Source organism: Vibrio sp. Vb2880, assembly GCF_033337975.1.
GTDB lineage: Bacteria > Pseudomonadota > Gammaproteobacteria > Enterobacterales > Vibrionaceae > Vibrio > Vibrio alginolyticus.
Map to the genome: position 1 here is coordinate 12,994 of NZ_JAWORT010000032.1, position 25,855 is coordinate 38,848.

General features: G+C 44.9%; 26 protein-coding genes, 1 rRNA gene and 1 riboswitch. Of the genes, 20 read left to right on the forward strand and 7 right to left on the reverse strand.

All coding sequences use genetic code 11. From position 1 onward, the window contains the following. The first annotated feature begins 747 nt into the window (after positions 1-747). The 3 genes from R7M92_RS22650 to R7M92_RS22660 all read left to right on the forward strand — a co-directional run bounded on the left by R7M92_RS22650 (position 748) and on the right by R7M92_RS22660 (position 2,350). A complete protein-coding gene (locus R7M92_RS22650) occupies positions 748-1,368 on the forward strand; it encodes a lysoplasmalogenase (protein WP_005389670.1) in 621 nt (206 codons plus the stop codon). A gap of 69 nt (positions 1,369-1,437) precedes the next feature. Then, the gene (locus R7M92_RS22655; protein WP_005378711.1) at positions 1,438-1,659 is read left to right on the forward strand and encodes a YecH family metal-binding protein; all 222 of its coding nucleotides are present in this window, start codon (positions 1,438-1,440) and stop codon (positions 1,657-1,659) included. 106 nt (positions 1,660-1,765) lie between these two features. Next, positions 1,766-2,350, forward strand: a complete 585-nt coding sequence (locus tag R7M92_RS22660; protein ID WP_005389671.1) for a YhgN family NAAT transporter — start codon at positions 1,766-1,768, stop codon at positions 2,348-2,350. A gap of 57 nt (positions 2,351-2,407) precedes the next feature. Here R7M92_RS22660 and R7M92_RS22665 read toward each other — a convergent pair whose 3' ends face one another. Together R7M92_RS22665 and rsmD are read right to left on the reverse strand one after the other, a co-directional pair. Next, on the reverse strand, positions 2,408-2,674 hold the full coding sequence (locus R7M92_RS22665; RefSeq protein ID WP_005378704.1) for a DUF1145 domain-containing protein: 267 nt from the start codon (positions 2,672-2,674) through the stop codon (positions 2,408-2,410). Positions 2,675-2,699: 25 nt separating this feature from the next. Further along, positions 2,700-3,299 (reverse strand): 16S rRNA (guanine(966)-N(2))-methyltransferase RsmD, encoded by a 600-nt coding sequence (gene rsmD / locus R7M92_RS22670; protein ID WP_005378702.1) that lies wholly within the window; start codon positions 3,297-3,299, stop codon positions 2,700-2,702. Positions 3,300-3,529: 230 nt separating this feature from the next. Here rsmD and ftsY point away from each other — a divergent pair, with 230 nt between their 5' ends. The 6 genes from ftsY to glpG all read left to right on the forward strand — a co-directional run bounded on the left by ftsY (position 3,530) and on the right by glpG (position 9,125). After that, positions 3,530-4,780, forward strand: coding sequence for a signal recognition particle-docking protein FtsY (ftsY, locus tag R7M92_RS22675; RefSeq protein WP_258494346.1), 1,251 nt, complete (start codon positions 3,530-3,532; stop codon positions 4,778-4,780). 22 nt (positions 4,781-4,802) lie between these two features. Continuing rightward, positions 4,803-5,477, forward strand: a complete 675-nt coding sequence (gene ftsE, locus R7M92_RS22680) for a cell division ATP-binding protein FtsE (RefSeq protein WP_005378697.1) — start codon at positions 4,803-4,805, stop codon at positions 5,475-5,477. Next, a complete protein-coding gene (gene ftsX / locus R7M92_RS22685) occupies positions 5,467-6,435 on the forward strand; it encodes a permease-like cell division protein FtsX (protein WP_005378695.1) in 969 nt (322 codons plus the stop codon). The genes ftsE and ftsX overlap by 11 nt, the downstream gene beginning before the upstream one ends. Positions 6,436-6,611: 176 nt before the next feature. Further along, complete coding sequence (gene rpoH / locus R7M92_RS22690) at positions 6,612-7,469, forward strand: RNA polymerase sigma factor RpoH (protein ID WP_005378693.1); 858 nt, start codon at positions 6,612-6,614, stop codon at positions 7,467-7,469. A gap of 493 nt (positions 7,470-7,962) precedes the next feature. Then, on the forward strand, positions 7,963-8,283 hold the full coding sequence (glpE, locus tag R7M92_RS22695; RefSeq protein WP_005378691.1) for a thiosulfate sulfurtransferase GlpE: 321 nt from the start codon (positions 7,963-7,965) through the stop codon (positions 8,281-8,283). Continuing rightward, positions 8,283-9,125, forward strand: coding sequence for a rhomboid family intramembrane serine protease GlpG (gene glpG / locus R7M92_RS22700; protein WP_017821294.1), 843 nt, complete (start codon positions 8,283-8,285; stop codon positions 9,123-9,125). The genes glpE and glpG overlap by 1 nt, the downstream gene beginning before the upstream one ends. 63 nt (positions 9,126-9,188) lie before the next feature. On the opposite strand, the gene R7M92_RS22705 is transcribed toward glpG, so the two are convergent. Beyond that, the gene (locus tag R7M92_RS22705) at positions 9,189-9,599 is read right to left on the reverse strand and encodes a flagellar basal body-associated protein FliL (RefSeq protein WP_005378687.1); all 411 of its coding nucleotides are present in this window, start codon (positions 9,597-9,599) and stop codon (positions 9,189-9,191) included. Between the two features lie 161 nt (positions 9,600-9,760). Between R7M92_RS22705 and R7M92_RS22710 the strand changes: the two genes are divergently transcribed. Then, on the forward strand, positions 9,761-10,300 hold the full coding sequence (locus tag R7M92_RS22710; protein WP_005378686.1) for a chorismate lyase: 540 nt from the start codon (positions 9,761-9,763) through the stop codon (positions 10,298-10,300). Next, complete coding sequence (ubiA, locus tag R7M92_RS22715) at positions 10,301-11,155, forward strand: 4-hydroxybenzoate octaprenyltransferase (RefSeq protein WP_005378684.1); 855 nt, start codon at positions 10,301-10,303, stop codon at positions 11,153-11,155. Positions 11,156-11,219: 64 nt separating this feature from the next. Here the strand turns inward: ubiA and plsB are convergent, their stop codons facing one another. After that, positions 11,220-13,646 (reverse strand): glycerol-3-phosphate 1-O-acyltransferase PlsB, encoded by a 2,427-nt coding sequence (plsB, locus tag R7M92_RS22720; protein WP_005389683.1) that lies wholly within the window; start codon positions 13,644-13,646, stop codon positions 11,220-11,222. Positions 13,647-14,014: 368 nt separating this feature from the next. Here plsB and lexA point away from each other — a divergent pair, with 368 nt between their 5' ends. The 3 genes from lexA (at position 14,015) to dinF (ending at position 17,019) form a co-directional block, all read left to right on the forward strand. Next, entirely contained in the window at positions 14,015-14,635 is a 621-nt protein-coding gene (lexA, locus tag R7M92_RS22725; RefSeq protein WP_005378682.1) for a transcriptional repressor LexA, read from the forward strand. A gap of 184 nt (positions 14,636-14,819) precedes the next feature. After that, positions 14,820-15,614, forward strand: a complete 795-nt coding sequence (locus tag R7M92_RS22730) for a class I SAM-dependent methyltransferase (RefSeq protein ID WP_165935398.1) — start codon at positions 14,820-14,822, stop codon at positions 15,612-15,614. Between the two features lie 55 nt (positions 15,615-15,669). Then, positions 15,670-17,019 (forward strand): MATE family efflux transporter DinF, encoded by a 1,350-nt coding sequence (dinF, locus tag R7M92_RS22735; protein WP_017636071.1) that lies wholly within the window; start codon positions 15,670-15,672, stop codon positions 17,017-17,019. A 57-nt stretch (positions 17,020-17,076) separates the two neighbouring features. Here dinF and sthA read toward each other — a convergent pair whose 3' ends face one another. Next, on the reverse strand, positions 17,077-18,507 hold the full coding sequence (gene sthA, locus R7M92_RS22740) for a Si-specific NAD(P)(+) transhydrogenase (protein WP_318134369.1): 1,431 nt from the start codon (positions 18,505-18,507) through the stop codon (positions 17,077-17,079). 263 nt (positions 18,508-18,770) lie between these two features. Here sthA and fabR point away from each other — a divergent pair, with 263 nt between their 5' ends. Both fabR and R7M92_RS22750 read left to right on the forward strand, forming a co-directional pair. Beyond that, a complete protein-coding gene (fabR, locus tag R7M92_RS22745) occupies positions 18,771-19,412 on the forward strand; it encodes an HTH-type transcriptional repressor FabR (protein WP_005378632.1) in 642 nt (213 codons plus the stop codon). Continuing rightward, complete coding sequence (locus R7M92_RS22750) at positions 19,412-19,777, forward strand: YijD family membrane protein (protein ID WP_005378634.1); 366 nt, start codon at positions 19,412-19,414, stop codon at positions 19,775-19,777. The genes fabR and R7M92_RS22750 overlap by 1 nt, the downstream gene beginning before the upstream one ends. A gap of 66 nt (positions 19,778-19,843) precedes the next feature. Here R7M92_RS22750 and trmA read toward each other — a convergent pair whose 3' ends face one another. Continuing rightward, on the reverse strand, positions 19,844-20,953 hold the full coding sequence (gene trmA / locus R7M92_RS22755; RefSeq protein ID WP_033907263.1) for a tRNA (uridine(54)-C5)-methyltransferase TrmA: 1,110 nt from the start codon (positions 20,951-20,953) through the stop codon (positions 19,844-19,846). 184 nt (positions 20,954-21,137) lie between these two features. Then, a riboswitch (cobalamin riboswitch) is annotated at positions 21,138-21,338 on the forward strand. Between the two features lie 55 nt (positions 21,339-21,393). On the opposite strand from trmA, the gene btuB reads away from it, so the two are divergent. Genes btuB through murI form a run of 3 tightly spaced genes read left to right on the forward strand, consistent with a single transcriptional unit; the run spans position 21,394 to position 24,816 of the window. Then, positions 21,394-23,229: a TonB-dependent vitamin B12 receptor gene (gene btuB, locus R7M92_RS22760; protein WP_033907262.1), complete on the forward strand. Its 1,836-nt coding sequence runs from the start codon at positions 21,394-21,396 to the stop codon at positions 23,227-23,229. A gap of 59 nt (positions 23,230-23,288) precedes the next feature. Beyond that, positions 23,289-23,981: an ATPase gene (locus R7M92_RS22765; protein WP_017821272.1), complete on the forward strand. Its 693-nt coding sequence runs from the start codon at positions 23,289-23,291 to the stop codon at positions 23,979-23,981. A 31-nt stretch (positions 23,982-24,012) separates the two neighbouring features. Continuing rightward, positions 24,013-24,816: a glutamate racemase gene (murI, locus tag R7M92_RS22770; RefSeq protein ID WP_033907261.1), complete on the forward strand. Its 804-nt coding sequence runs from the start codon at positions 24,013-24,015 to the stop codon at positions 24,814-24,816. Here the strand turns inward: murI and R7M92_RS22775 are convergent. Further along, complete coding sequence (locus R7M92_RS22775; protein WP_017821270.1) at positions 24,779-25,234, reverse strand: RNA-binding protein; 456 nt, start codon at positions 25,232-25,234, stop codon at positions 24,779-24,781. The genes murI and R7M92_RS22775 overlap by 38 nt on opposite strands. 554 nt (positions 25,235-25,788) lie before the next feature. On the opposite strand from R7M92_RS22775, the gene R7M92_RS22780 reads away from it, so the two are divergent. Beyond that, positions 25,789-25,855, forward strand: a 16S ribosomal RNA gene (locus R7M92_RS22780); the annotation flags it as partial.

Genomic DNA, 25,855 nt, shown 5'->3' on the forward strand with positions numbered 1-25,855 from the left:
GATTTTAAGTGTTTGATTTTATAGTGTTAAATGGTTTGTGGGGTTGGCTTTGTAATTGTTTTTTGTTTCGAATGGTATGTTGGGTCTTTATTTTGTCTGTATTTCTCAAAAATTGAGAAAATTAAAAAATGTGCTATGAGGTTACATCGTCAAATCGAAAGCATGGAGTGAGATTTTCTTACCTTATGAGAAAATCTGGGCTTCAAAAGTGTTTTGTGATTTTATGGTTTATGAAGTCCGCACTTTTATCTGTTATTGAAATTATGATTTTATTTATCATTGACTTACTTTTCTTGTCTGATGTTTTTTTTTACTGAATTAAGGTCAGTTTTCTTAGTTTTTACCCCTAATCATCAGTAGTTCCTCCTCTCTTAGAGCGCTACTAAGACTATTTTCTATTTTGTGTCTGTTATTTATTCTTGTTGCCTGCATTACATACATCCTGGTGGTTTAATCGTCAGTTTGTGAAATGGCGGCTTACCTGGAGCACTTATCTGTTTTTCAGTTAAATAGTTTTAGAAAGCGCTGGTTATTGTGTCGTGTGATTTGATGGGTTCGGCTGATGAGCAAAGCTTGGCCCCAATGTTTAGTGGCATCATTCAGGCTCATCGGCTTTATTATTACGTAGGCTGAGGGTTACAAAATGTTTCGAATCGCTAGCGAGATCCAACTTTCGTAGATTGTGTCTTTACATCAAAACTGGTCTACCTAGACTAGCGGCGAGTTTAAGTAAAAGGTGTATACTGCATGTGGAGTTGGCTGGCGATAGGGCTATCAGGTGTGTATTCCGTGTTGGGAGCAAAGCAAGCTAACCCGACACAATCCCTCGTGTTTAAAATCTTTACTCTGCTACTTCTTCTTGTGTTGGTGTTAACTCAAGGTGCATCCGCAACATATACCTACTGGATTGCGGGTGGGCTTATTGTGTCTATGGTGGCAGATACGCTGCACTCGTTTAAAACTCGTAAGCTAATCTATTTTACGGCTTATCTGGTTGCCCAGGTATGCTACAGCAAGTCATTTTGGGTGCAGCTTAATGGTGAGATTGTCTGGTGGCTGTTGGCCCTGCTGCTTGCAGCGAGTATCGTGGCGTTCTTTTTGTTGCTGCCTCAACTCGACTCTCTGGTATTCCCTGTTGTGATCATGGGGATGATGCTGGTTCAACTTGCTTGGGCAGCCGGTGAAGTTTGGTTACAAGTGCCGAGTTACGCCAATGCTATCGGCTTTAGCGGAACCTTAGTTTTGATCTATTCGGCGCTGGCATACGCGATACACGGTTATCGAAAACCGATGAAACACGCCTATTTGTGGGTGAGTGGCAGTTACTTTTTTGCTCATGCTCTCATTGTTGCCTCAATCATTTACTAATTTAAGTCAAAGCAGCTCTTGAGGATTTCAGTAGACTGAACGCATTGTTCTTAATAACTGGAGTCAATAATGAGTGAAATCCATGCTCACGAGCTGCTAAACCTACTTAGAGAAACACCAATGGATCGCGAAGCCCTCACACAGCACTTTGGTGCTAGCGTTCGCTTTCACACCTGTAAACTGAATGATCTAGACTTAGATGCATTACTAGCATTTTTGCTCAAGCGCGACAAAATTCGTGAGCTTGAAGGTAAGTTTGTGGTCAATATGGCGCGAGTTTGCAATCACTAAACGGCGGCTAAGATCGAGGGTGACTATGGTGTTTTCGCCCTCAGTCATATACTCATGTTGTCAGTTTGCTATACACTGGCCGCCATTTTTTAGGTGAGGCCAGAATATGGACATTCTTTCTGCAGCGACCATGCTGTTTCTAATCATGGACCCTCTCGGTAACTTGCCGATTGTGTTGTCTATTCTCAAACATATCGATCCCAAGCGTCGTCGTAAGGTATTGATTCGTGAACTACTGTTTGCCTTACTGATCTTGATGCTATTTCTGTTTGCAGGACAAAGCATCTTAAGTTTTTTGCATGTCCAGCCAGAAACGCTCAGCATTTCAGGTGGCATTATTCTCTTCATTATTGCGATTAAGATGATTTTCCCGAGTGCTGGCAGCATTACTGGACTGGCAGCAGGCGAGGAGCCCTTTATTGTTCCGATGGCCATTCCTATGATCGCGGGCCCTTCAGTTATTGCTGCCTTGCTTTTACTGTCTTCGCAACATCCAGAGAAAATGTTGGAAATGTCAGCATCAGTCGTAATTGCGTGGGGCGCAACATTTTTTATACTGATGTTTTATGGCTTCTTTAATCGCTTGTTGGGTGAACGTGGCTTGAAGGCGGTAGAACGCTTAATGGGCTTGTTACTGGTGATGATCTCCACTCAAATGTTCTTGGATGGTGTAAAAAGTTACATTGGGTGACGAACGAAACGCAGAAAAAAAGCCGCTCACAAGAGCGGCTTTTTCGTATCTGAGCGATTACATCATGTGTTTACGACGAATATCGAGTAGGGCAAAAATACCAAAAATCAGGATTGAATATTTTTCCCAACTGCTCATTTTTATTTTATCGCCAAATGCACCAATGAAGATGGCCATTTGTAAACCGTGCATGATGAACAAAAAAGCGGTCATGATGTATAGCGCAATCGCGGCATTGCCGGGAAAGGGCATAAAAATATTTAGGATTAATACTAACCAAACAAAGGCGATAGCCGCTTTGGCCAGCATAATTAGTGCTTTCATTTAAGTATCCTTTTAAATCGAGGCGTTATGCGGAGGTACGTTCGTACAGACGATAGCTCACTTGGCCTGCTGTTTTTTCTCGATGTAATTGCCAGTTTTCTGGTAAGTCGGCAATATTGAGTTCTTTTTCTGTTTCAATATAAATCATCGCATCTTCCGCGAGCCAGCCATTTTGTTCTAGCAGAGCCACGGTCTCATCCAATAGACCTTTGCGAAACGGTGGGTCAATAAACACCACATGATGAGCAGAACCCGGTTGCTTCAAAAAACTCAGTGCGTCGGTATTTACCACTTGGATGTTGTTCGCGTTAAGAGAGGCAACATTCTTTTGTAACTGTTGGAAAGCTTGTGGGTTTAGCTCAACCATGGTCACTTGCTCTGCTTGGCGCGAAGCTGACTCAAATCCCAAGCCGCCAGAGCCAGCAAACAAGTCGAGACATTTTGCCTGTGGTACATCTTGAGCTAACCAGTTAAACAGCGTTTCTTTGACGCGATCTGTCGTGGGGCGTAAGCCTTCAGCATCGTGTACAGGAAGTTTTCTGCCTCTCCATAAGCCACTAATAATGCGAACAAAGCCCGTTGTTGGCTTTTTTTGTGATGAGTTTTGCTGGCGACGTCTTACCATAGATTTTTTGACCGCTAATAAAGTGATACTATATCTAATCGCCCAAGCAATGAGCTTGGAGCTTGGATACAGCCCAGAATATTCAAGATGACAGAGTGTAACACTAATAAGATTAGAATTACCTAATCGGAAAGTTTTCAGAACTTTGTCATTAGCCTTTTTTAGACAGATAATAATCTTGTCAAAAAAGAGTCATTAATAGATAAAAGAACAATCTAGGATAGCCCCAGATGACGGAAAAAAAGAAGCGCGGATTACTTTCGTGGCTAGGTTTTGGTGACGAAGAACAAAGCCCAAAACCAAAAACTGAAGAAACAGTAAAAGAAGAAGCAGTGGAAGCGCCTTCTGAAGAGCAGCAAACCGAAGCGGTTGCTGAGCAAGCGGAAGCAACGCCAGAACTTGAAGAAGAAGAGAAACAATCAGAGGCTGCCCCAGCAGAAGCAGAAGCAGAAGCAGAAGCAGAAGCAGAAGCAGAAGCAGAAGCAGAAGCAGAAGCAGAAGCAGAGGAGCCAGAAGTCGTATCGGCCGCGCCTCGTGTTCAAGAACAAGAAAAGCCAACAGAAAGCTTTTTTGCTCGTCTTAAACGCAGCCTAAGCCGAACAAAAGCAAATATTGGTGCTGGCTTCTTCGGTCTATTCAGTGGTAAGAAAATCGATGAGGACTTATTTGAAGAGCTAGAAGAGCAACTGCTTATTGCTGATGTGGGCATGAATACCACAACAAAAATCATCAACAACCTGACAGAAAAAGCCACACGTGGCGATCTGAAAGACGGCGAAGCCCTTTATGGTTTGTTGAAAGAAGAAATGGCCGAGATTCTTTCTAAAGTCGAACAGCCACTAGAAATCGATAGCAACAAAACGCCTTACGTCATCTTGATGGTGGGTGTAAATGGCGTGGGTAAAACCACGACCATCGGTAAGTTAGCGAAGCAGTTCCAAACTCAAGGCAAAAAAGTGATGCTTGCAGCGGGCGATACTTTCCGTGCCGCAGCGGTTGAGCAGCTACAAGTGTGGGGTGAACGTAATAATGTTCCTGTGATTGCTCAACATACTGGCGCAGACAGTGCCTCTGTTATCTATGATGCGATTGAAGCGGCAAAAGCACGTGGTGTGGATGTGGTGATTGCTGATACAGCAGGTCGTCTACAGAACAAAGCGAACCTAATGGAAGAGCTGCGTAAGATTGTACGTGTGATGAAGAAAATTGATGACTCTGCACCACATGAGATCATGCTAACGCTTGATGCAGGTACAGGACAAAATGCCATTAGCCAAGCGAAACTTTTCAGTGATGTTGCCCCTCTAACCGGGATTACTTTGACTAAGCTGGATGGTACAGCCAAGGGCGGCGTAATTTTCGCTATTGCTGATCAGTTCGGTATTCCAATTCGTTACATTGGTGTGGGTGAAGGTATCGAAGACTTGCGTCCATTTGAAACTCAAGAGTTTATTGACGCACTGTTTAGTCGTGAAGAATAAAAAGAGTTAGAGGAAATCAACGGTGATCAAATTTCAGCAAGTAAGCAAAGCTTACCGAGGTGGTCGACAAGCACTGCAAAAAGTCGATTTTCACCTGAGGCGCGGTGAAATGGCGTTTTTAGGCGGACATTCCGGGGCTGGTAAAAGTACCTTGCTGAAATTGATCTGCGCGATAGAGCGACCAACCGATGGCAAAATCCATTTTAATGGCCACGACATCACGCGTATTCCAGGCAAAGACATCCCTTTTTTGCGCCGCAATATTGGGATTGTTTTTCAAGATCATCGCCTATTGATGGATCGCAGTGTGTACGACAATGTCGCTCTGCCAATGCGTATCGAATCGATTTCTGAAAACGAAATTAAACGACGTGTTTCTGCGGCGTTAGATAAAACGGGCTTACTCGATAAAGCTCGTTGTCTACCTAGTCAACTTTCTGGTGGTGAACAACAGCGCGTCGGTATTGCCCGTGCTGTGGTTAATCGACCAACGTTGCTGGTGGCTGATGAGCCTACGGGTAACCTTGACCCAGAATTATCCAACCGTGTGTTGCGTCTATTCGAAGAATTTAACCGTGCGGGCGTGACTATCCTACTTGCCACGCACGATGTGGGGTTAGTAAACACTCGCCCACAGTATCGTCATTTTGAATTGAACCAAGGCTTCCTAAGTGAGGTAGAAGACTATGGCAGGTAACAAGCACTCCCAAAAGAAGGGGAAAGGCCGCAGTGCCAAGCGTGCGAATACCGATGGTTTTTTCTCTGTCCACGCAAAACAAGCTAAATCCTCTTTTAGCGCCTTATGGCAACGACCACTAGGCAACATTCTTACCTTAGCGGTCATCTCCATGGCACTTGCCATGCCAGCTTGTTTGTATCTATTGGGGAAAAACGTTGCGGGGGCAGCGGAAGATGTCGCTTCTCCTTCACAAGTTAGTGCTTACTTAGTTGAAGGTATGCCGGATGCGCGAGTGATGGTTCTCAAAGATCAAATTGAAACTTGGCCTTTGGTAAAAGAGGTAGAGTATATTTCACCGCAACAAGGTCTATCTGATTTAAGCCAATATGCAGGGTTCGACCAAGCTATCAGTCTTTTAAGTGGCTATGCGCTACCTGGTGTGTTGGTGATTACGCCAGATTCGGAGCTAAAAAGTGATATTCAGTCATTAGCCAAAGACGTTCGAGAGCAACAAGATGTGACCGACGTGAGACTTGACGAAGACTGGCTGGCGCGTCTTGATGCCATCAAAACTCTCGCGAGTATTATTGTCATTACCCTGACAGTACTGATGCTCGGTGCGGTATTTTTAATCGTTGGCAATACATTGCGATTTAATGTGCTGGCGAATAAAGAAGAGATTCAAACCATGAAACTGATCGGTGCGACGGACAGTTTTATTCTGCGCCCTTACTTGTACACAGGCATGTGGTTTGGCGTGTTAGGTGCCACTATTGCGTGGTTGGTAACGGCTTTAGTGACCATTGTCATGAATAGTGCGGTGGAAGACCTTGCTGCGTTGTACGATAGCCAGTTCCGCCTGATTGGTCTAAGTTGGGATGAATCTTTGTTATTAATCATCATTGGGAGTCTTTTGGGATGTATTGCGGCGCGTTTTTCTGCGCAACGACATTTAAAAGAAATTGAACCAGTTTAAGTGATGGCGGTCTTATTACTTGGATTTCATTAGCACTAGCTAATTTTGAACCCTTGCTTAGACCAAATGTTTATGGATAATTGCTTCCCCTTCTTGAAACTTGTTCATTTTGAGTTCAAGATATCGAAGCTAAATTGCAATGTAATGCTCCAGATCAGAGATTGATGAGGAATTGAATGACAAAAGAAGCGTATCCGATGGCTCTAGTCACGCAAGATAGCCTTGATAGCTATATTCGCTCAGTAAACAGCTACCCAATGCTGACTGCAGACGAAGAGCGTGAGCTGGCAGAACGATTACACTATAAAGGTGAGATTGAGGCTGCAAAAGGTCTAATTCTTTCGCACCTACGATTCGTTGTTCACGTTGCTCGTGGTTACTCTGGCTACGGTTTGCCGATGGCGGATCTTGTGCAAGAGGGTAACATCGGTCTAATGAAAGCCGTTAAGCGTTTTAACCCAGAAGTAGGGGTTCGCTTGGTTTCTTTTGCTGTCCACTGGATCAAAGCAGAGATCCACGAATACGTGCTACGTAACTGGCGTATCGTGAAAATTGCGACCACTAAAGCGCAACGTAAATTGTTCTTCAACCTGCGTAAGTCGAAAAAGCGCTTGGGTTGGTTTAACAACGGTGAAGTGGAAACCGTTGCGCGCGAGTTAGGTGTTGAGCCTTCTGAAGTTCGCGAGATGGAATCACGCTTAGCGGCGGTGGATTCAACCTTTGATATGCCAACTGATGAAGACGACAGTTCAAACGCTTACACAGCGCCGATGCTATACCTAGAAGACAAATCGTCTGATGTGGCCGACAACATTGAAGCCGCCAACTGGGAAATGCATACCAACAATCGCTTGGGTCATGCATTAGCGAGTTTGGATGAGCGTAGTCAGCGCATCGTGCGTTCTCGTTGGTTAGATGATGAGAAAGCAACATTGCAAGACTTAGCTGATGAGTTCGGTGTTTCTGCCGAGCGTATTCGCCAGCTAGAAAAAAATGCAATGAAGAAATTAAAATTGGCCGTGGGTGAATTTTAATTTCCACTGCTAATTGAAAGTAAGATTTTCATAGAAGGCCGAGATCATGTGATCTCGGCTTTTTTATTGTCGATCGAAAATCGATAGCGTTTGCGATCCGGATTTTATGTGCTACCTGTGTATAACTCTGTGAAGTAATTATTTATCAACTGTTCGAAACCCGGACAAAATAAGGGATTCAAGCACTTTTCCATCTGGGGATAGTTATAGATATACACACAGTTAGATCAGGATCATCACTACATATTGTGGATCAAAAGATCCAAATACACTTTATCAACGCAATTCACAGCTTTATCCACAAATGGTTGGAATGTGTACACTTTTGAAAACCCTGATTATCCATGTGTCTAAGTTTGCCGTTGGATAGGTTACAATAGCGGCAGTATACCCAAGCAGCTTCAAATATGGATTTTATGCTGTACCACGGGTGCTGATTAGTACGTTAGGTTCGAGGTTGCTTGGGTATATTAATAAGACAATGAGAAAGTAAATGGATCAGTTTAAGCATATCGATGTACAAGGTGCGCAAGCGCTGCTCGAGCAGGGTGATGCGAAGCTTGTAGATATCCGTGACCCTCAATCGTTTGCCGTTGCGCATGCGGAGTCCGCGTATCACTTAACTAACGATACGATCGTTGCGTTTATGGATGAAGTGGAGTTCGAACAACCTATTCTAGTGATGTGTTACCACGGTATTAGTAGCCAAGGTGCGGCGCAATATTTGGTTAACCAAGGCTTTGAACAGGTGTACAGTGTAGATGGTGGCTTTGAAGCCTGGCATCGAGCAGAACTACCGATAGTGAGAAGTTAATGAAGAGATTGGTAACGTTAAATAATCCACGTATGGCGCAAGCCTTTATTGATTATATGGCCTCTCGCCAAATTGACATCGAAATGATGCCAGAAGGGGATGGGCAATTTGCGCTGTGGCTGACTGATAGCCAGCATGAAATAGAAGCGGAAGCCGAACTTAAGCAGTTCCTTGCTAACCCGTCTGATTCAAAATACAGCGCCGCCTCGTGGGACGTTGCCGATACTCGTAAGAGCACATTTCATTATTCCAGCCCGAGTATCATAAGCATGGTCAAAGCGAAAGCTGGCCCCATGACTTTGCTGATCATGACAGTCTGTATCATCATCTACTTGTTACAAATGTTTGGCTTTGGCAATGGCGTGTTTAAGTTGTTGCACTTCCCGGCTTTTGAGGGGCAACAATGGCAAGTGTGGCGATGGCTAAGTCATGCGTTACTGCACTTTTCAGTAACTCACATCGTGTTTAACTTACTATGGTGGTGGCAGTTGGGTGGCGACATCGAACGTCGTCTCGGTTCCGGTAAGCTATTGCAACTCTTTGTGGTGTCGGCAGCGCTTTCAGGGGCAGGCCAGTTCTATGTTGAAGGGGCTAACTTCGGCGGCTTGTCTGGCGTGGTCTATGCACTGCTTGGTTATTTGTGGATATTGGGTTACCGCTTGCCACATTTAGGCCTTACGCTACCCAAGCCAATTATCGTCTTTATGTTGGTATGGTTAGTTCTTGGTTTTGTGCAGCCATTTATGGCGATTGCAAACACCGCTCACTTAGTTGGGCTACTGTCGGGGATGGCGATTGCGCTGTTTGATTCAGGCAAGATGAAATACCAACAGCAAGCCTAAAGCAGATGAAATGAAAAGACCGCTTAAGAGCGGTCTTTTTTTATGTTCAAAACGGATTTGGGTTTATTGATAAAGGTATTTTGTAAACAACAAATCGGCAATGATGGTTTTACCTGTTTCAGGTAAAAGCGTTTCGTTGAGGGTCGTCACTAAGGTTTTGCGCAGATCTTCTCGGCCAGACAGGGACTTAATCGTATCTTCTGTTTGCTTACCCAGTAATTCAATCACTGCATCGCGAATCAAAGGTTGGTGATGCTCAACAACTGATAAATCTTGTTGACTCATTACCATGATGTCGATGCGCACTTGCACATAACCTAACTTTTTGCCTTTGGTATAAAAGTTAGTAGTGAGGTCAGGCTCTAGGGTAAAGTATGCCAACTTAGGTCCAGCTTCTTCCGTTTCAGCCCAACTTGGTGCGGCGAATAGTATGGTTAACGCAAAAATAATTTGGGCTATATAACGTTTGTACATATTTCTAACTTTTCTTTCTCTGGATCGCGATATTCGAATCGCTTCAGTCTTGATACAATGGGCCGTCTATAACAAATAACGGAACTTACGGTTACATACATTACTATGGACGGTAAGTTGTTGCTTTATTGTACGCATAAAGCCTCCAATTGAATACTAGTATGAATCAGCCAACATCACTCTATCTTGCTTCTTTATTGGAAGTAGAGTGGCAAAACCCCGAAGAATTCGAATTTCCAAATGAATTTGCCAAGCACTGGCTTGAAGAGCAAGGGTCTTTGTCACGTCGTTTAAAACAGCACTGCCAAGCGTTAACGGTAGAATTGCTACAAAATCAGATCGTCACTGCAGCGACATTAAAACAGGACGAAAGCCAGTTATTGTCCGAACAAGATTGCTTACTGAGAGAGGTAATTTTGTGCGGTGACAATAATAACTGGGTTATTGGGCGGACATTGATTCCTCGTTCAACCTTAGTTGATCAGCAGTATGATTTGGCTCAACAAGGGGATATCCCATTAGGACTAACTGTGTTTAGCGCAGATAACGTTGAGCGGGACTCTTTGCAAATGGGATGGGTAGCCGTACCAGAAGGACGTTTGTTAGCACGACGCTCAAGGTTGTGGATGAATCACAAACCGATGCTAGTCGCCGAGTTATTCTTATCTAATTCACCAGTTTACGCTAAGGAGACAGTGTAAATGTCCGCAGAAAAAGCCAAAGCATATTGGCAACTGATGCGCATGGATCGCCCGATTGGTTCACTGTTACTGATGTGGCCAACGATTTGGGCGCTAATTATCTCAGCCCAAGGGATGCCAAGTTGGGATGTATTCATCGTGTTTGTATTGGGTGTTTTCCTAATGCGTAGTGCGGGGTGCGTGATTAATGATTTTGCAGATCGCAAAGTCGACGGCCATGTAAAGCGTACTAAGCAACGTCCACTGCCATCAGGGAAAGTGACAGCAAAAGAAGCGATTGGATTATTTTTGGTTTTGGGTATCAGCTCGTTTTTGTTAGTGCTGACCATGAACCCGCTGACGATTCAGCTATCCTTCGCTGGCATTGTGTTGGCGTTCATCTATCCATTTATGAAGCGTTACACTCATATTCCACAGCTATTTTTAGGCTTGGCTTTTAGCTGGGCGATTCCAATGGCGTGGGCTGCACAAACTGGGGAATTACCATTGATTGTTTGGTTTTTGTTCCTCATTAACGCTTTGTGGACCATTGCGTACGACACTCAATATGCGATGGTAGACCGAGATGATGATCTAAAGATTGGCATTAAATCGACGGCAATTCTGTTTGGTCGTCATGACAAGCTTATTATTGGTGTGTTGCAACTTATTACACTCGCGATGTTGGTTTGGTTAGGGCAGTTCTACCAATTGGGACAAAGTTACTACTGGACCCTTTTGATTGCAGCGTCGTTGTTTGTTTATCAGCAGCACTTAATTCGTCACCGTGAGCGTGAGTTGTGCTTTAAGGCTTTCCTTAACAACAATTATGTTGGCATGGTGATAGCGATAGGGTTACTGGTCGCATTTTGGTAAGCGAAGAAATAGAAAAAGGCATCCGATTGGATGCCTTTTTTCTTATTGGAAGAAGGTAAAACGGTTACGACCGAAGTTGGTGAATACTCTCTTCGATCGTCAGTTTCACTTCTGGATAAAGCAGAGTGAACAGTAGCCGTGCAAATTGCTGCGTTTTCTTCGTGTCACAGTTACCATCGTTATCGAGGTATTTTTGCTGTTTGAGCGTATTGAACATCGCGGTAAACACACCTTTATCGAAGAATTCTGGCGCATTAATACCGTGCAAACGCCCTAGGCGCTGAGCAATATCTTGGCTCTTCTGCTCTAGGTCCGATTTACCCAGCTCAGGGTAAGCAACAAGCAAGTTCATCGCGATAGAGTAGCGTTGCAGCGTTTCAGTTATCGTACGACCTAGCAGAACCAAAGGCTGGTTGTTCGATTGATTGATCTCTAGCTTATCACCATCAAGACTAATCATTTTCTGATCGGCAAATTCATGCAGCGTTTTAACGACCAATTCATCTAACTCGTCTTCCTGGTAACTTAAGAACAGCTCTTTCTTCAAGAATGGGTAGATTTGCGCGACATTCGCTTGAATCTTGGCTACCGAAAGGTTGCGCTGACGAATGAGCATTTGGGCAATTAATGACGGCAGAGCGAACAAGTGAATGATGTTGTTGCGATAGTAGGTCATCAGGATCGATTGGCTACGGTCCAGCGAAATGATGTCACCCATGCTATCGGTTTCAATCACGAACTTATCAAGCGAAATTGCATGATCAACCAACTCCTCAGCACTTTCGGTAGGGATAGTGGAGGTGCTTGAGTACGGATTATTTTTGAGTAGCTTTAAGTAACACTCGATCTGATTGATCAGCGAGTCACGAGAAAGTGCACGTTGACGAGAAGCAAGCAGTGCGGTTGCACACAAGGTCAACGCGTTTGCTGCCGCCGCATCATTGATGTGCGTCATCATCTTATTAGCAAGGTCGTTGACCACAGGATTCATCCATTGTGGTTTGTTACCACCCATGCTGTCGATGTCTTTCGTCCACTCAGGAGCATGCTCGTTCAAGTATTGGTTGAGCTGAATTGGCTCACCGAAGTTCACATAGCCCAAACCAAAGTTACGCAGTTTACGCAGAGTACGCAGTACAAGCCCTGCGTTTTCTTTCTCTTTGCGTTTGCCACGCAGCTCTTTCGCGTAAGTGCCCACTTCCATTACGTGCTCGTAGCCGATGTAGACCGGCACTAGTGTTACTGGGCGGTTTAGACCACGTAGCATTGCTTGGATGGTCATAGCCAGCATACCCGTTTTCGCTTGCAGTAAGCGACCTGTACGTGAACGACCACCCTCACTGAAGTACTCGACTGAATAGCCTTTGGCAAACAGCTCAGCTAGATACTCACGGAAAATGGTTGAGTACAGTTTGTTGCCTTTAAAACTACGACGAATAAAGAACGCCCCACCACGACGGAAAAGCGGACCGGCCGGGAAGAAGTTCAAGTTAATGCCTGCCGCAATGTGCGGAGGCACCATGCCTTCATGGTATAAAACATAAGACAACAGCAGGTAGTCCATGTGACTACGGTGACACGGAACGTACACAATTTCGTGGCCGTCTTGCGCTAAACGACGCACAGTCGAGGCGTTATTGATGTGCAAACCTTGGTATAGTTTTGTCCATAACCAACTCAGGATGCGGTCGCCGTTTTTCACTAGACTGTAGGAGAAGTCGGCGGCGATTTCATCCATGATGTCGTGGGCTTCTTTACGTGCCTTATCAATCGAGATGTTTTTGATCTTGGCTTCGTCAGCAATCGCCAGTTCAATAGCTGGAGATTTTAGTAAACGAGCAAACAACACTTGGCGTTGTGGCAAGTTTGGGCCTGAAGCAGCCAGTTTCTGGCGTGAGAAGTGGATACGCGCCACGCGAGCCAGTTTGTGCGCAATTGCGCTGTCGGTACCGTGAGAGTCTGCCATATAACGCAGAGATACCACGGGACTAAAGCGAACTAAGCAGTCGCGTCCCGCCGCCATTACTGCTTTGGCTTTTTGCGGACCATTCATCGGTTGAAGGTAAGGCTTTTGGTTCTCTTCTTTACCTGGCTTACGACCCCAAAGCACGGTTGCAGGGATCATTTGAACATCCAACTCACTATCCAGCTTGTGCAGTTCCAGTAAGTCAGTGAACAGAGAGACAGAATCGGTTGGGACATCATTATCGTTGTTCATCACAGTTGGACGCGCAGCGATAAAGACGAAACGGTTCAGCGTTTTGCCATTGATTTCCAGCGGGCTGAGCGGGTCGGGTAGACCAAGGCTCATGGCTTGTTTTTGCAGTGTCAGCAAATCCACGTTCGAGCGGAACGGCAGGGCATATACAATCGGTTTAGTTAGGTCGATGTTCAGATCTTCAATCGGATTCGACGGGATTGTGGTGCCCTTTACCAGTACCGATAAAGGTAGTTTTAGTAATGAACGTGAAAATGATTGTCCAGAAGACATAAAGTTCACAGCCTCAATAGGTATTCAAACAGGCCTAACCTTATTTCAGTTTCCGCTTTGCATGTCTTCTCTATAAAAAGAGATGAGTACGGCAATAGAAATAAGCCTAGGCGATAAAATTTAAGCGCTGCAAGGATACCAGAAACTGGTCAAACCTTTTAATTTTATTGGCTGTAAATTAGTCGAACCCCTAAGTTATTGCTTTGACTTGATTAACTGAAAAGTCGGTGTTTTAAACGAATAAAGAATGAACTTAATTGGTAAGCTGAAAGCTCCCCACAAATAAATTAAAAAACAACCAATTGGGTTTTCATTTGAGCATTTACTGGATATACTCACAGTTAACTGTATAAAAAGACAGGTGAGACATGAAGCCGTTAACGCCACGCCAACAACAAGTCTTCGATTTGATTAAAAGTAAAATCGACGACACCGGAATGCCACCAACTCGTGCAGAGATTGCGCGTGAGCTTGGCTTCCGCTCTGCGAATGCCGCAGAGGAACACCTAAAAGCGCTTGCTCGTAAGCAAGCAATTGAAATTATTCCAGGCGCTTCTCGTGGGATTCGTATCCTGCTTGAAGACGCAGCCAATGATGAGCAGGGTTTGCCTTTGATTGGTCAAGTCGCAGCGGGTGAGCCAATCTTGGCTCAAGAGCACGTAGAGGCGCACTACCAAGTCGATCCTGCGATGTTCAAACCGCAAGCGGATTTCTTACTTCGTGTAAATGGCGAGAGTATGAAAGACATCGGGATTATGGATGGCGATCTGCTCGCGGTGCATAAAACCCAAGACGTGAGAGACGGTCAAGTTGTCGTTGCGCGTGTTGATGATGATGTGACTGTGAAGCGTTTGGAGCGCAAAGGTTCAACCATATTACTGCATGCTGAGAATGAAGAGTTTGCCCCAATTCAAGTGGACTTAACGTCTCAGCACCTTACGATTGAAGGCTTAGCCGTTGGTATTATTCGTAATACCGATTGGATGTAAGTGTATTTAAGCAGCCCAGTTGATCTGGGCTGTTTTGTCTTTTCTCTTTTTCTACTTCCTCCAAAAGCTTGCTCATCATCTTGACCTTGTTTGTTTTGACCAATTTATAAGCTTGATAATGTAATTGATATTCATTATCATCTTTATTAATGTCTATGTTTTCTCTCTGGCGCAGGAAATGCCCATGTCTCAGTCTAAACATCAAGTTCCTAACCATTTATTAAAGCCACTGTTATTGCGTAGCCGTGAAAGCATGGTCGACAATGGCTTGGTGTACGATCCGATAGCTGCTAAAGCGTGTTTGAGCTGTAAGATGGCGCCGGATTGTTTGAGTGGTGATATTGCGCAGAAGCAATTGCTGCACGTGACGCTGACTCAGCTTTGTGACCAGCAGGTTAGTCACTTCTTACAGCAGTATCCCGATGCTTGGATAATCAATGTCGGAGCGGGGTTGGATACCCGCTTTTATCGTTTGGATAATGGACGTTGCCATTGGATAGAGCTGGATGTGACGGAAAATTTGGTATGGCGTCAGCGTTTGTTCCACAAAAATGAACGTTATGAACATCGCTGTGGCAGTGTGGATGAAATGTCGTGGCTAGAGACGTTAGCCATTCCAGAGCAAGCACCGGTACTCATTTTATGTGAAATGGCACTGCTCGATTGCACAGAGCGTCAAGTCGCGAAATTTATTCAAACCTTAGGTCGACATTTTGTTTCTGCTGAACTGTGTATGGTGCTGGCAGGAGATTTAACGGAAACCAAGTGGGGACAAAAGCTTGGCTCTGATCGTTATGCTCATGGCTTTGAAGCGCCTGCAGCACAGATATTGCAATGGTTACCATGGGCAAAGTGGGTGAAAGCTTTCTCGCCATTCGATAGATTCTGTTCTCGTTGGAAAGCTTGGCAGCGTTGGCTTAATAAGATTCCAATGTTGAAGCATCGCCTCACGCCAGTACTCGTTCATATCAAGTGGTAATTGGCTAGTCGTTAAGCGCTCAGGTACACTCGTCGATCTTACTGATGAGGTGCCTGTGACAAATTCAATCTTCTCTCCTTTATCTAACCCAAAAGTTCATCGCCAAGTCTTAGCTTTAGCGATACCTATGGTGCTGTCGAATATTACTGTTCCATTGCTCGGTTTGGTCGATGCTGCGGTGATTGGTCATCTAGACCACGCTTGGTATTTGGGTGGTGTTGCGTTGGGCAGCACCATGATCAGCGTGACGTTTTGGCTGCTTGGTTTTTTGCGTATGTCGACTACTGGGTTGGCGGCGCAGTCCTATGGCGGTGAAGACCGAAAGCAACTTGCCTTGGTGTTTATGCAAGGCTCACTTATGGCGCTGCTGTTTGCGTTAGTCTTCCTTATTGCCCATACCCCGATAGCTGATTTGATCTTTGGTTGGAGTGACGCCAGCGCAGAGGTAAAACACTACGGTATGCAATATTTCTCTATCCGTGTGTGGAGTGCCCCCGCTGCGCTAATGAACTTTGTGTTGTTGGGGTGGCTGCTCGGAACGCAAAATTCCAAAGCACCAATGTGGATGGTGATCATCACCAACGTGACTAATATTGCCCTCGATTTGTTGTTTGTGATTGGTTTGGGGTGGAAAGTAGAAGGCGCTGCGCTGGCATCGGTGATTGCTGACTACTCTGGCATGGGTTTTGGTCTCATGTGTGTCTGGAAAACCTGGCGAGAGAGGCAATTACCATCACCTCAAAAGTTGCTAGCCAGCACTCAACACGGTTTAGGGCGATTCGTGAAATTGAATCGCGATATTTTCTTACGCTCTTTGTGTCTGCAAGCGGCTTTTAGCTTTATGACGTTCCAAGGCGCGAGCTTGGGTGATGAGGTTGTCGCTGCAAATGCGGTTCTGATGAGCTTCCTGATGATTATCTCGTATGGCATGGATGGCTTTGCTTATGCGATGGAGGCCATGGTCGGGAAGGCGATTGGTGCCAAAGATAGGCAACAATTGAGTGCATCGCTTGTCGGCACTTTCTTTTGGAGTTTGGTTATTTGCTTAGGACTGACCGCGCTCTTTGGTTTGGCGGGATCGGAGTTGATCGCCATGATCACTTCAATTGAGACGGTCCAACAGCAAGCAGCGGTGTATCTACCTTGGCTGGTGGTGATGCCACTTGCGTCGATGTGGTGCTTTCTATTGGATGGCATTTTTGTCGGTGCAACCAAAGGCAAAGACATGCGCAATAGTATGTTTGTCGCGACCAGCAGTTTCTTCGTTGTCTTTTACTTATTCGCCGAGTGGGAAAATCACGCGCTGTGGTTTGCAATGACGAGCTTTATGTTGATGCGGGGTATTGGTTTAGGGGTTATCTTTCTCTACCAATGGCACAAGGATACCTTCCTAGCACAATGTTGATATAAAAACAGCAGGTCCAAGCCTGCTGTTTTTCTGTCTGCTATCAAGAAGCATAGATTAGAACAAGCGGTTCAAACCATTCAACGCAGCGACACGATACGCTTCGGCCATTGTTGGATAGTTGAAGGTGGTATTGACGAAATACTCGATGGTATTCGCTGAGCCTTTTTGCTCCATAATGGCTTGACCGATGTGGATAATTTCCGCGGCACGTTCGCCAAAACAGTGAATCCCTAAAATTTCTTTGGTTTCACGATGGAACAATATCTTCAAGCTACCGATGTCTTTCCCTGCGATCTGTGCACGAGCTAGATGCTTGAACGAAGAGCGTCCTACTTCATACGGTACTTTCGCAGCTGTTAGCTCTTGCTCGGTTTTACCCACAGAGCTAATCTCTGGGATGGTGTAGATACCCGTTGGAATATCATCAATCAGGTAGTTTTCTGCCTGACCTTTCGTAATGGCTTGTGCGACAAATCGCCCTTGGTCATAAGCGGCGCTTGCAAGGCTAGGGTAACCGATGACATCGCCTACAGCGTAAATGTGTTCGATATCGGTTTGGTAGTTACGGTTTACTTTTAGTTGTCCGCGAGAGTCCGCTTCCAGACCCACTGCACCCAAATTCAACTTATCGGTGTTACCTGTTCGACCATTCGCATACAACAAGCAGTCAGCCTTCATCTTCTTGCCAGATTGTAGGTGAATAATCACACCATCTTCTGTGCCTTCGATTTTTTCATAGGTCTCATCATTACGAATTACCACACCGCTGTTCCAGAAGTGGTAAGACAGCGCATCTGACACTTCGTTATCCAAAAACTCCAACAAGCGGTCGCGGGTATTGATAAGGTCGGTTTTCACTCCAAGGCCGCGGAAGATAGAAGCGTATTCACAACCGATAACGCCCGCACCGTAAATGATGATATGGCGAGGGTCGTGTTTCAGGTTCAAAATGGAATCACTGTCGTAGATGCGCTCATGCAAGAAATCTACGTCGTCAGGCTGATACGGGCGAGAACCCGTCGCGATGACAAACTTATCCGCAGAATAGATTTCTTCTGTACCGTCGCTTTGCATCACTGCAATTGAGTAGTTATCGATAAATCGCGCGGTTCCGAACAAAAGTGTGCATGAGTTACGGTCATAAAAGCCCTGACGAAGTCGAGTTTGCTTATCAATGACCGATTTAGCATGACCTAAAATGTCAGAAAATGTTGCATGAACGCTGGTGTTGTTTCGACAAAATAGCGGGTTGCTATTAAATTCGATGATGCGGCTAACGGCATGACGCAGTGCTTTTGATGGAATGGTACCCCAGTGAGTACAACCGCCGCCGACACTGCTTTCTTTCTCGACAATGGCAACATTCAGTCCCGCTTTGGTTAATCCCATTGCAGCCCCTTCTCCGCCAGGGCCACTACCGATTACGATCACGTCATAGTGATTAACATGCGCCATGATGCCTTCCTTGTTATATTTGCTTAACATTGCTTTAGCGCGATTTTAACTCATTTACTCTATTGGTACACGTCATGCCTGTTAGAGAGTGGAAGTGATCACGCAGAATCGACCAAAAGGGTGATTTGGTATGTTGTATGTCTATAAATTGCATCGAGAACATTGCAATTAGATGCATGTCAATAGTAACGTTCTCGGCGCTCAGAGCGAGCGAAGTAACATATCTTTCTCCGTAGGAGCAAATTGCGTTATATTGAGGCTCTTGTACCCTACAGAAAAAGAGCAAGTTAAGAATGAAATCGATGGGAATCCGCGCACAGCAAAAAGAGAAGACACGTCGATCATTGATCGATGCGGCATTTAGTCAATTAAGTGCGGATCGCAGCTTTTCCAGCCTTAGCTTGCGAGAAGTCGCCCGAGAGGCAGGGATTGCACCGACTTCTTTTTACCGCCACTTCAAAGATATGGATGAGCTAGGCTTAACTATGGTTGATGAAGGCGGTTTGCTACTACGCCAACTGATGCGTCAGGCGCGTCAACGTATTGTGAAAGAAGGTAGCGTAATACGTACCTCGGTCGAAACCTTTATGGAATTCATTGAAAGTAGTCCGAACGTTTTTCGTTTGTTGTTGCGTGAGCGCTCCGGCACTTCTGCTGAATTTCGTACCGCTGTTGCTCGAGAAATCCAGCATTTTGCGGCAGAATTAACCGAGTATTTAATGAGCACCGGCGTGACCAGAGAAGAGGCGTATACTCAAGCAGAAGCGTCTGTGACTTTGGTTTTCAGTTCGGGGGCTGAAGCTTTAGATTTAGATCGACGTGAGCGCGATGAACTCGCCGAGCGATTGATCATGCAATTGCGAATGATAGCCAAAGGGGCCTATTGGTATCGCAAAGAACGTGAACGTAACCGATTAAAAGGCGGGATAGAATAATGTCGAATGGAAATAAATCTGAAAAGAAAACGCTGATTTTGGCACTGGTTGCAGGTATGTGTGGTGATGCTTTGTTGTCATGGTTGACCATGAGTGAAGTGTCTTTTTCAATCTTCCCATTGATTGCACTCGTACTGGCTGTACAAGCTCTTTACCAAGAGTACCTAAATAATCCGGTATCAGAAGATATCCCATTAGTTGGCTTGGCGTGTTTCTTCGTAGGTGCGTTTGGTCACTCTGCGTTTATTAAAGCGCAATACCCAGAAGCAGGCTCAAACTTCTTTGCGATCATGGTTTCAATGATCTTACTCGCATGGATTGGTAAGAAGTTAGGTTTTGTCAGCAAGAAGACTTCTGCGGAATAAGCAAACGAATCAAATTAAAAAAAGCGAGCCATTGAGCTCGCTTTTTTTTGTATTTGACGCGGTGGGTTACGCTTTGCGTTCCAATAGCACGCCCGCTTCCATGTGGTGGGTATAAGGGAATTGGTCAAACAGAGCAAAACGCGTCACGTTGTGTGTTTCGCATAGAATGTCCAAGTTCTCTTTTAGAGTCTCAGGGTTACAAGAGATGTACATGATGCGCTCGTAACCTTGCACCATCTTACACGTATCGACATCCATCCCAGCACGTGGTGGGTCGACAAAAATCGTGTTGCAGTTATAGCTCTTCAGATCCACACCTGCATCTTGTAGACGACGGAATTCACGCTTACCTTCGATCGCTTGAGTAAATTCCTCTGCCGATAGACGTAAGATTTGTACGTTATCAATCTTATTGGCGGCGATGTTGTACTGTGCAGATACCACAGATGGCTTCGCTAGCTCAGTTGCCAGTACGCGGTCGAAATTCTGTGCCAACGCCAGCGAGAAGTTACCGTTACCACAGTAAAGCTCTAGTAGGTCGCCAGTGCTTTCTTGAGTACAGTCGACCGCCCATTCCAGCATCTTCTCTGCGACTTTGCCGTTCGGCTGAGTGAAGCTGTTCTCTACTTGTTGGTAGATGTAGCTTTGACCATTTACATCGAGCTTCTCGATCACGTAGTCGCGGTCTAGGACAATCTTCATCTTACGAGCACGACCAATGATGTTTAGATTGAAGCCTTCATCATTTAAACGCTGTTTAAGGGCTTTCGCGTTTTCAATCCACTCTTCATCAAGTTGGCGATGGTAAAGGAGTGAAACCAGAATCTCACCACTTAGCGTCGATAGGAAATCCACTTGGAACAGTTTACGACGTAGTGAGTCGTTGTCTTTCATCGCTTCAACCAATAGCGGCATCAGGTCGTTGATCAGACGGCTTGCTGCAGGGAATTGGTCAACACGGTACTTCTCACGAGTTTCTTGGTTGAACATGATGTAGTAAAGATCTTCGCCTTCATGCCAAACACGGAACTCAGCACGCATGCGGTAGTGCTGCTCTGGTGATTCAAACACTTCCAGTTCTGGCATGTTGTATGGCGCGAACATATCCGTGAGACGTTCGACTTTTTCAGCCAGTTGTTCTTGGTAGCGTTGTGGGTTTACATCAAGAGTAGCCATGATCTTACCTTTTATGGTGCATTCAATTTAAGAGCGCAGATTTTATTCAATCTCAATAGGATGTCCAGTTTTGTACTGGAATTGATTTAAAGATAGTGCGTACAGGCAGAGTAGAAAGCAAAATCAATCAAAACGTTACAACTTCTAAGGGCAATATTGGCTGGACAAATAATCAATAGCTGAATAATATTTGCCTCAAGTTGGTGCTATCTAGCAATCTAGATGGCTGAAATGGGAATCTGGTGTGAATCCAGAACTGACGCGCAGCGGTAAAAGAGAACGAACGCTCATCAGACACTGCATTAGTTTATGTGGGAAGTCGAGCAAGTAGGCGGTACACCCGTGCTCTTGAGTCCGAATACCTGCCAACAACTGAGCCACAGCACTGGACTGTCATGATGACAGGGCTCGGAAGGAATTACGCGATTTAGGACAATACAATGAGAAAATCCGCACTGGCGATCACTTTGGCATCGCTGCTTTCACCTGTCTCTTATCTACAGGCCCAAGAAACCTCCACTGACGAAACCATCGTTGTTACTGCAAACCGTTTTGAGCAAGCCGAAAGCCGTACGTTGGCAGATGTCGAAGTAGTTACTCGACAAGACATCGATCGCATTCAAGCGAAAACCCTACCAGATGTATTGCGTCGCCTTACCGGGATTCAAGTTTCACAAAATGGTGGTCGTGGTCAGCTAGCGTCTTTATTTGTTCGTGGAACCAGTTCCGACCAAGTTTTAGTACTGGTTGATGGCGTACGTTTTGCACGAGCAGCGAAGGGCGCTGTGGACTTTAACCAAATCCCACTTACTTACGTTCAACGTATTGAGTACGTGCGTGGTGCGCGTGCGTCACTTTACGGCTCAGAAGCGATTGGTGGCGTGATCAATATCATCACCATTGCGCGTGCTGACGAAGAAGGAACGAAGTTAAGTGCGGGTTTAGGCAGCTTAGATTACCAGGAATTGAGTGTGGCATCTGGTATTAAAGTCACAGAGAGCGGCCAGCTAAATATCGCGCTTGGTAGTGAAAGTGATGATGGTTATAACGTTCGTCCTGTACCGGGAGTTAATGACGGTGATCGCCATGGCTTTGATACAAAGAATGGTCTGCTAGGTTACGTGCATAACTTCAATGATCAGTGGTCTGCATTTGGTAACCTACGTGCTTACGAAAATGTTTATCAATATGACAGCAGCTACGGCAGTCGCGGTTACTACGAAGCAGAAAAAGACGATCTTTCTGTCACTCTGGGCGGTAAGTATCAGTCTGATAATGTAATGTCAGAACTACAAGTAACGGCACAGAAACAGAAGTCTTGGAACTATGAGCAAGCAAAAGGCAAACACTCAGGTACTAAAGATGAACTTGAGCAGCAGAATGTCCAGTGGACCAACAGTTACTTGCTAAACAACAATACGACGTTGGCTGGTGGTATTGATTGGCGTAATGAGTCTTATAAAGACAAGAGTGCGAATAAAACGTTTGATCGTACCAATGGCGCTCTGTTTGGTATGGCAACGACTAGTATTGATAAAGCAATGCTTGAGGGCAGTGCTCGCCTTGATGATAACGAAGAATACGGTAGTGAGTTCACTTACAGTTTAGCGGCTGGTTACCAATTTGTGCCAGAGTTTGGGGTTAAAGCTTCTTTTGGTACTGCGTTTAAGGCTCCAAACCTATATCAACAGTATGACCCAACATACGGTGAGAAAGATCTTAAGCCGGAAGAGTCAGATGCTTGGGAGCTAGCATTCAGCGGTGATGTCCAAGGCGTTTTTTGGTCCGTCACGGGTTATGACTATAAAATCACGAATCTTATCGATTACCATCCAACCACATACAAATATTTGAATGTCGATGGTGAAACACATATCCAAGGTGTGGAGCTTGTTGCTGAGTTTGATACAGGGATTGTGCAGCACCAGTTGAGTGCAGATTACAAAGATGCTGAAGACGATAAAGGGCATCAGTTGCAGCGCCGCGCTAAAGAAATGTATAAGTGGAATGCTTTAGTGAGCTTCGATAAAGTGGATTGGTCGGTTAGCTATCAGTACGTCGGTAAGCGTCCAGATGTGGATTACAGCACTTGGCCTTCACAAGATATTACGCTTTCTTCTTACTCGTTGGTTGATACGGCGGTGACTTACTATCCGAATGAGTCGACCTCTATTAGCGCTCGTATCGATAATCTACTTGATGAAGAGTATGAGATGGCAAAAGGTTACCCTGCTGCAGAGCGAGCGTACTATCTCAACGTTGGCTACGAATTCTAATCGTGAATGAGCACAAACCGCCTTCGGGCGGTTTTTAATATTTTGTGGGGGAAAATCGAATGAAGAAACCCAAGCGAGTGGTGATCAGTTGGTCCAGCGGTAAAGATTCGACATTAACGCTTGAGCGCCTTAACGAGAATCCAAATTATCAAGTTGTCGGTTTGTACACGACTTACGTAGGGAAAGAAGTCCCTTTCCAAGCAACTCCGCTTGAAGTCGTACAAATGCAAGCAGACTTACTTGCGCTTCCGCTCATTACTATCGAGCTACCTGAAGTCTTTCCAAGTAACGACATTTATCAATCGACCATCGTTAATGCATTACAAAGTAGTGGTCTGAATATAGAAGCTGTCGCATTTGGTGATATGTTTTGTAATGGCATTGCCGATTACCGACGCAGCTATATTGAACCTGTTGGCTGGGAATGCGTCTTTCCTCTATTAGGGGAGAGCAGCGAAAAACTAGCGATGGAAATCATAGAGCGTGGTATTCAAACGATGTTAATCACCATCGACGGAAGAGTTCTCCCTCCAGAATGGTGTGGTCGCTGGTATGACAAAGCCCTAATAGAGTCATTACCAAGTCAAATTGATCCCTGTGGGGAAAATGGTGAATTTCACACATTGGTTACGTCTTCGCCATCTTTTCAAGGACATATCGAGTTGACGAAGCGAGATGTAGAATCTGGAGATAGATTCAGCCATCAAAGATACCATGCTAAAGCATTGCCAAAACAAATCTACGCAGTATGATCGCAACGTTTCTGTTCTTTAGGTAAGACTCGTGCGAGTAGCAAGTAAGAAAAAAGTCCTAGTTTTTGACTCTGGTGTTGGTGGTCTTTCTGTATTCCAAGAGATACATCGCCTATTGCCCCAGTTAGACTACTTATACTTATTCGATAATCAGGCTTACCCTTATGGTGAACTCGATCAGGCTGTACTCATTTCACGAGTTAACCAACTGGTCTCTTCATTAGTCGAAGAACACCAAGTCGACGTTGTTGTCATTGCTTGCAACACGGCGAGCACCATAGTGCTTCCTTCCTTACGCGAAAATTTATCGATTCCCGTTGTTGGTGTTGTCCCTGCGATTAAACCCGCATCGCTTTTAGCATCAAAAGGGGTAGGGCTGATCGCCACTCCGGCGACAGTAACACGCCAATATACTCACGAGTTAATACGGGACTTTGCGCAAGGCAAACCAGTTGAGCTGGTGGGATCAACTCGCTTGGTAGATATGGCCGAAGAGAAGTTGCGAGGCAACAGCGTTTCTCTCGACGAACTGACAAATATCCTGCTTCCCCTTCGCGATAAAGTCGATGTTGCGGTGCTCGGTTGTACTCACTTCCCTTTAATCAAAGAGGAGATTCATCAAGCTTTGGGTGGGGACGTTACTTTAATTGATTCAGGCGCAGCGATTGCACGTCGAGTAAAAGCATTGCTATTAAGTGATGAAATTGAGGATACAGAAGAGGGAAGTAAGTCGATTTATGCCAGTGCAACTCCTTGGCAGGAAGATGCACTGAACATTTGTTTAAAGAAGCTAGGTTTTAATCCTGTTCAGGTTTACCGCCATCCGGATGTTTAGGATCGTTCGCAATTCTCACTTTTAGCGTTCTCTCCATATATTCCTTTTCATTAAGTTTAGCGATAGCTGGCTTGGCATCTGCCGCAGCCATCACTACAAAACCAAACCCTCTTCTTTTTCCAGTACGCTTATCTTTCATTAAGCGTACCGCATAGACCTGTCCATATTCAGCAAACAAATCGCGAACATGACTCTCATTGGCCTTATAAGGAAGGTTGCCGACATACAGCGTTTTAGTTGAAGGATCAGGCTCCGAAGATTGAAGAACAGGTGTTTTGCTAGAAAATGAAAAAAGAAAAGCAGTAGCGATAACACCAATGAGGAAGCTCAAGGCTGGTGGGATGATGAATTGAGAGAAGATGATTCCCCCAACGATGGCCAGCCCAACACATAAAATCAGATTTTTTTTAGACGTCATTTTAATTACTACACATAGTGATAAAGAGATCGATTGTCCATTAACAGAATAGACACATGAATCTTACGTATATGGTTGGTGTTTTTCCAACCAATTGCTGTGATATGTCTCAAATGTGACGAAGAAATATGCAAATATCGCACTTTTGGCTAATTTGTGACCGATTGGTTTTTTATTTGCAAAAAACGCTTGTACTAATTTCTCAACTCCCTATACTGCGCATCCACCGACACGGAGTGAGACGAAAGTCACACAGCGAGTCGGGAAGAGAGAGAAAAGAAATTTGAAAAAAATGCTTGACTCTCTCACGGTGTGAAGTAAGATACGCACCCCTAACGACGAGCGGCTAAGTTGCTGAAAATGTTAGAAAAGCTCTTTAAAAATAAGAACCTATCAATCTGTGTGGGCACTCGTTGATGATAATCCAATTCGATACTTTGGTATCAAATTAGGTTTCAATGAAACGAAGTGACCATTGAATCTTCGGATTCAGCACAGTCAATTCAAACATTACATTATGTAATGTTCAGTATTCATTGAGCCGACAAAATCTTAAATTGAAGAGTTTGATCATGGCTCAGATTGAACGCTGGCGGCAGGCCTAACACATGCAAGTCGAGC

Coding starts and splice junctions, on each gene's coding strand:
- R7M92_RS22650 (WP_005389670.1), top strand. CDS start 748: ATGTGGAGTTGGCTGGCGATAGGGCTATCAGGTGTGTATTCCGTGTTG.
- R7M92_RS22655 (WP_005378711.1), top strand. CDS start 1,438: ATGAGTGAAATCCATGCTCACGAGCTGCTAAACCTACTTAGAGAAACA.
- R7M92_RS22660 (WP_005389671.1), top strand. CDS start 1,766: ATGGACATTCTTTCTGCAGCGACCATGCTGTTTCTAATCATGGACCCT.
- R7M92_RS22665 (WP_005378704.1), bottom strand. CDS start 2,674: ATGAAAGCACTAATTATGCTGGCCAAAGCGGCTATCGCCTTTGTTTGG.
- rsmD (WP_005378702.1), bottom strand. CDS start 3,299: ATGGTAAGACGTCGCCAGCAAAACTCATCACAAAAAAAGCCAACAACG.
- ftsY (WP_258494346.1), top strand. CDS start 3,530: ATGACGGAAAAAAAGAAGCGCGGATTACTTTCGTGGCTAGGTTTTGGT.
- ftsX (WP_005378695.1), top strand. CDS start 5,467: ATGGCAGGTAACAAGCACTCCCAAAAGAAGGGGAAAGGCCGCAGTGCC.
- rpoH (WP_005378693.1), top strand. CDS start 6,612: ATGACAAAAGAAGCGTATCCGATGGCTCTAGTCACGCAAGATAGCCTT.
- glpE (WP_005378691.1), top strand. CDS start 7,963: ATGGATCAGTTTAAGCATATCGATGTACAAGGTGCGCAAGCGCTGCTC.
- glpG (WP_017821294.1), top strand. CDS start 8,283: ATGAAGAGATTGGTAACGTTAAATAATCCACGTATGGCGCAAGCCTTT.
- R7M92_RS22705 (WP_005378687.1), bottom strand. CDS start 9,599: ATGTACAAACGTTATATAGCCCAAATTATTTTTGCGTTAACCATACTA.
- R7M92_RS22710 (WP_005378686.1), top strand. CDS start 9,761: ATGAATCAGCCAACATCACTCTATCTTGCTTCTTTATTGGAAGTAGAG.
- ubiA (WP_005378684.1), top strand. CDS start 10,301: ATGTCCGCAGAAAAAGCCAAAGCATATTGGCAACTGATGCGCATGGAT.
- plsB (WP_005389683.1), bottom strand. CDS start 13,646: ATGTCTTCTGGACAATCATTTTCACGTTCATTACTAAAACTACCTTTA.
- lexA (WP_005378682.1), top strand. CDS start 14,015: ATGAAGCCGTTAACGCCACGCCAACAACAAGTCTTCGATTTGATTAAA.
- R7M92_RS22730 (WP_165935398.1), top strand. CDS start 14,820: ATGTCTCAGTCTAAACATCAAGTTCCTAACCATTTATTAAAGCCACTG.
- sthA (WP_318134369.1), bottom strand. CDS start 18,507: ATGTTAAGCAAATATAACAAGGAAGGCATCATGGCGCATGTTAATCAC.
- fabR (WP_005378632.1), top strand. CDS start 18,771: ATGAAATCGATGGGAATCCGCGCACAGCAAAAAGAGAAGACACGTCGA.
- R7M92_RS22750 (WP_005378634.1), top strand. CDS start 19,412: ATGTCGAATGGAAATAAATCTGAAAAGAAAACGCTGATTTTGGCACTG.
- trmA (WP_033907263.1), bottom strand. CDS start 20,953: ATGGCTACTCTTGATGTAAACCCACAACGCTACCAAGAACAACTGGCT.
- btuB (WP_033907262.1), top strand. CDS start 21,394: ATGAGAAAATCCGCACTGGCGATCACTTTGGCATCGCTGCTTTCACCT.
- R7M92_RS22765 (WP_017821272.1), top strand. CDS start 23,289: ATGAAGAAACCCAAGCGAGTGGTGATCAGTTGGTCCAGCGGTAAAGAT.
- R7M92_RS22775 (WP_017821270.1), bottom strand. CDS start 25,234: ATGACGTCTAAAAAAAATCTGATTTTATGTGTTGGGCTGGCCATCGTT.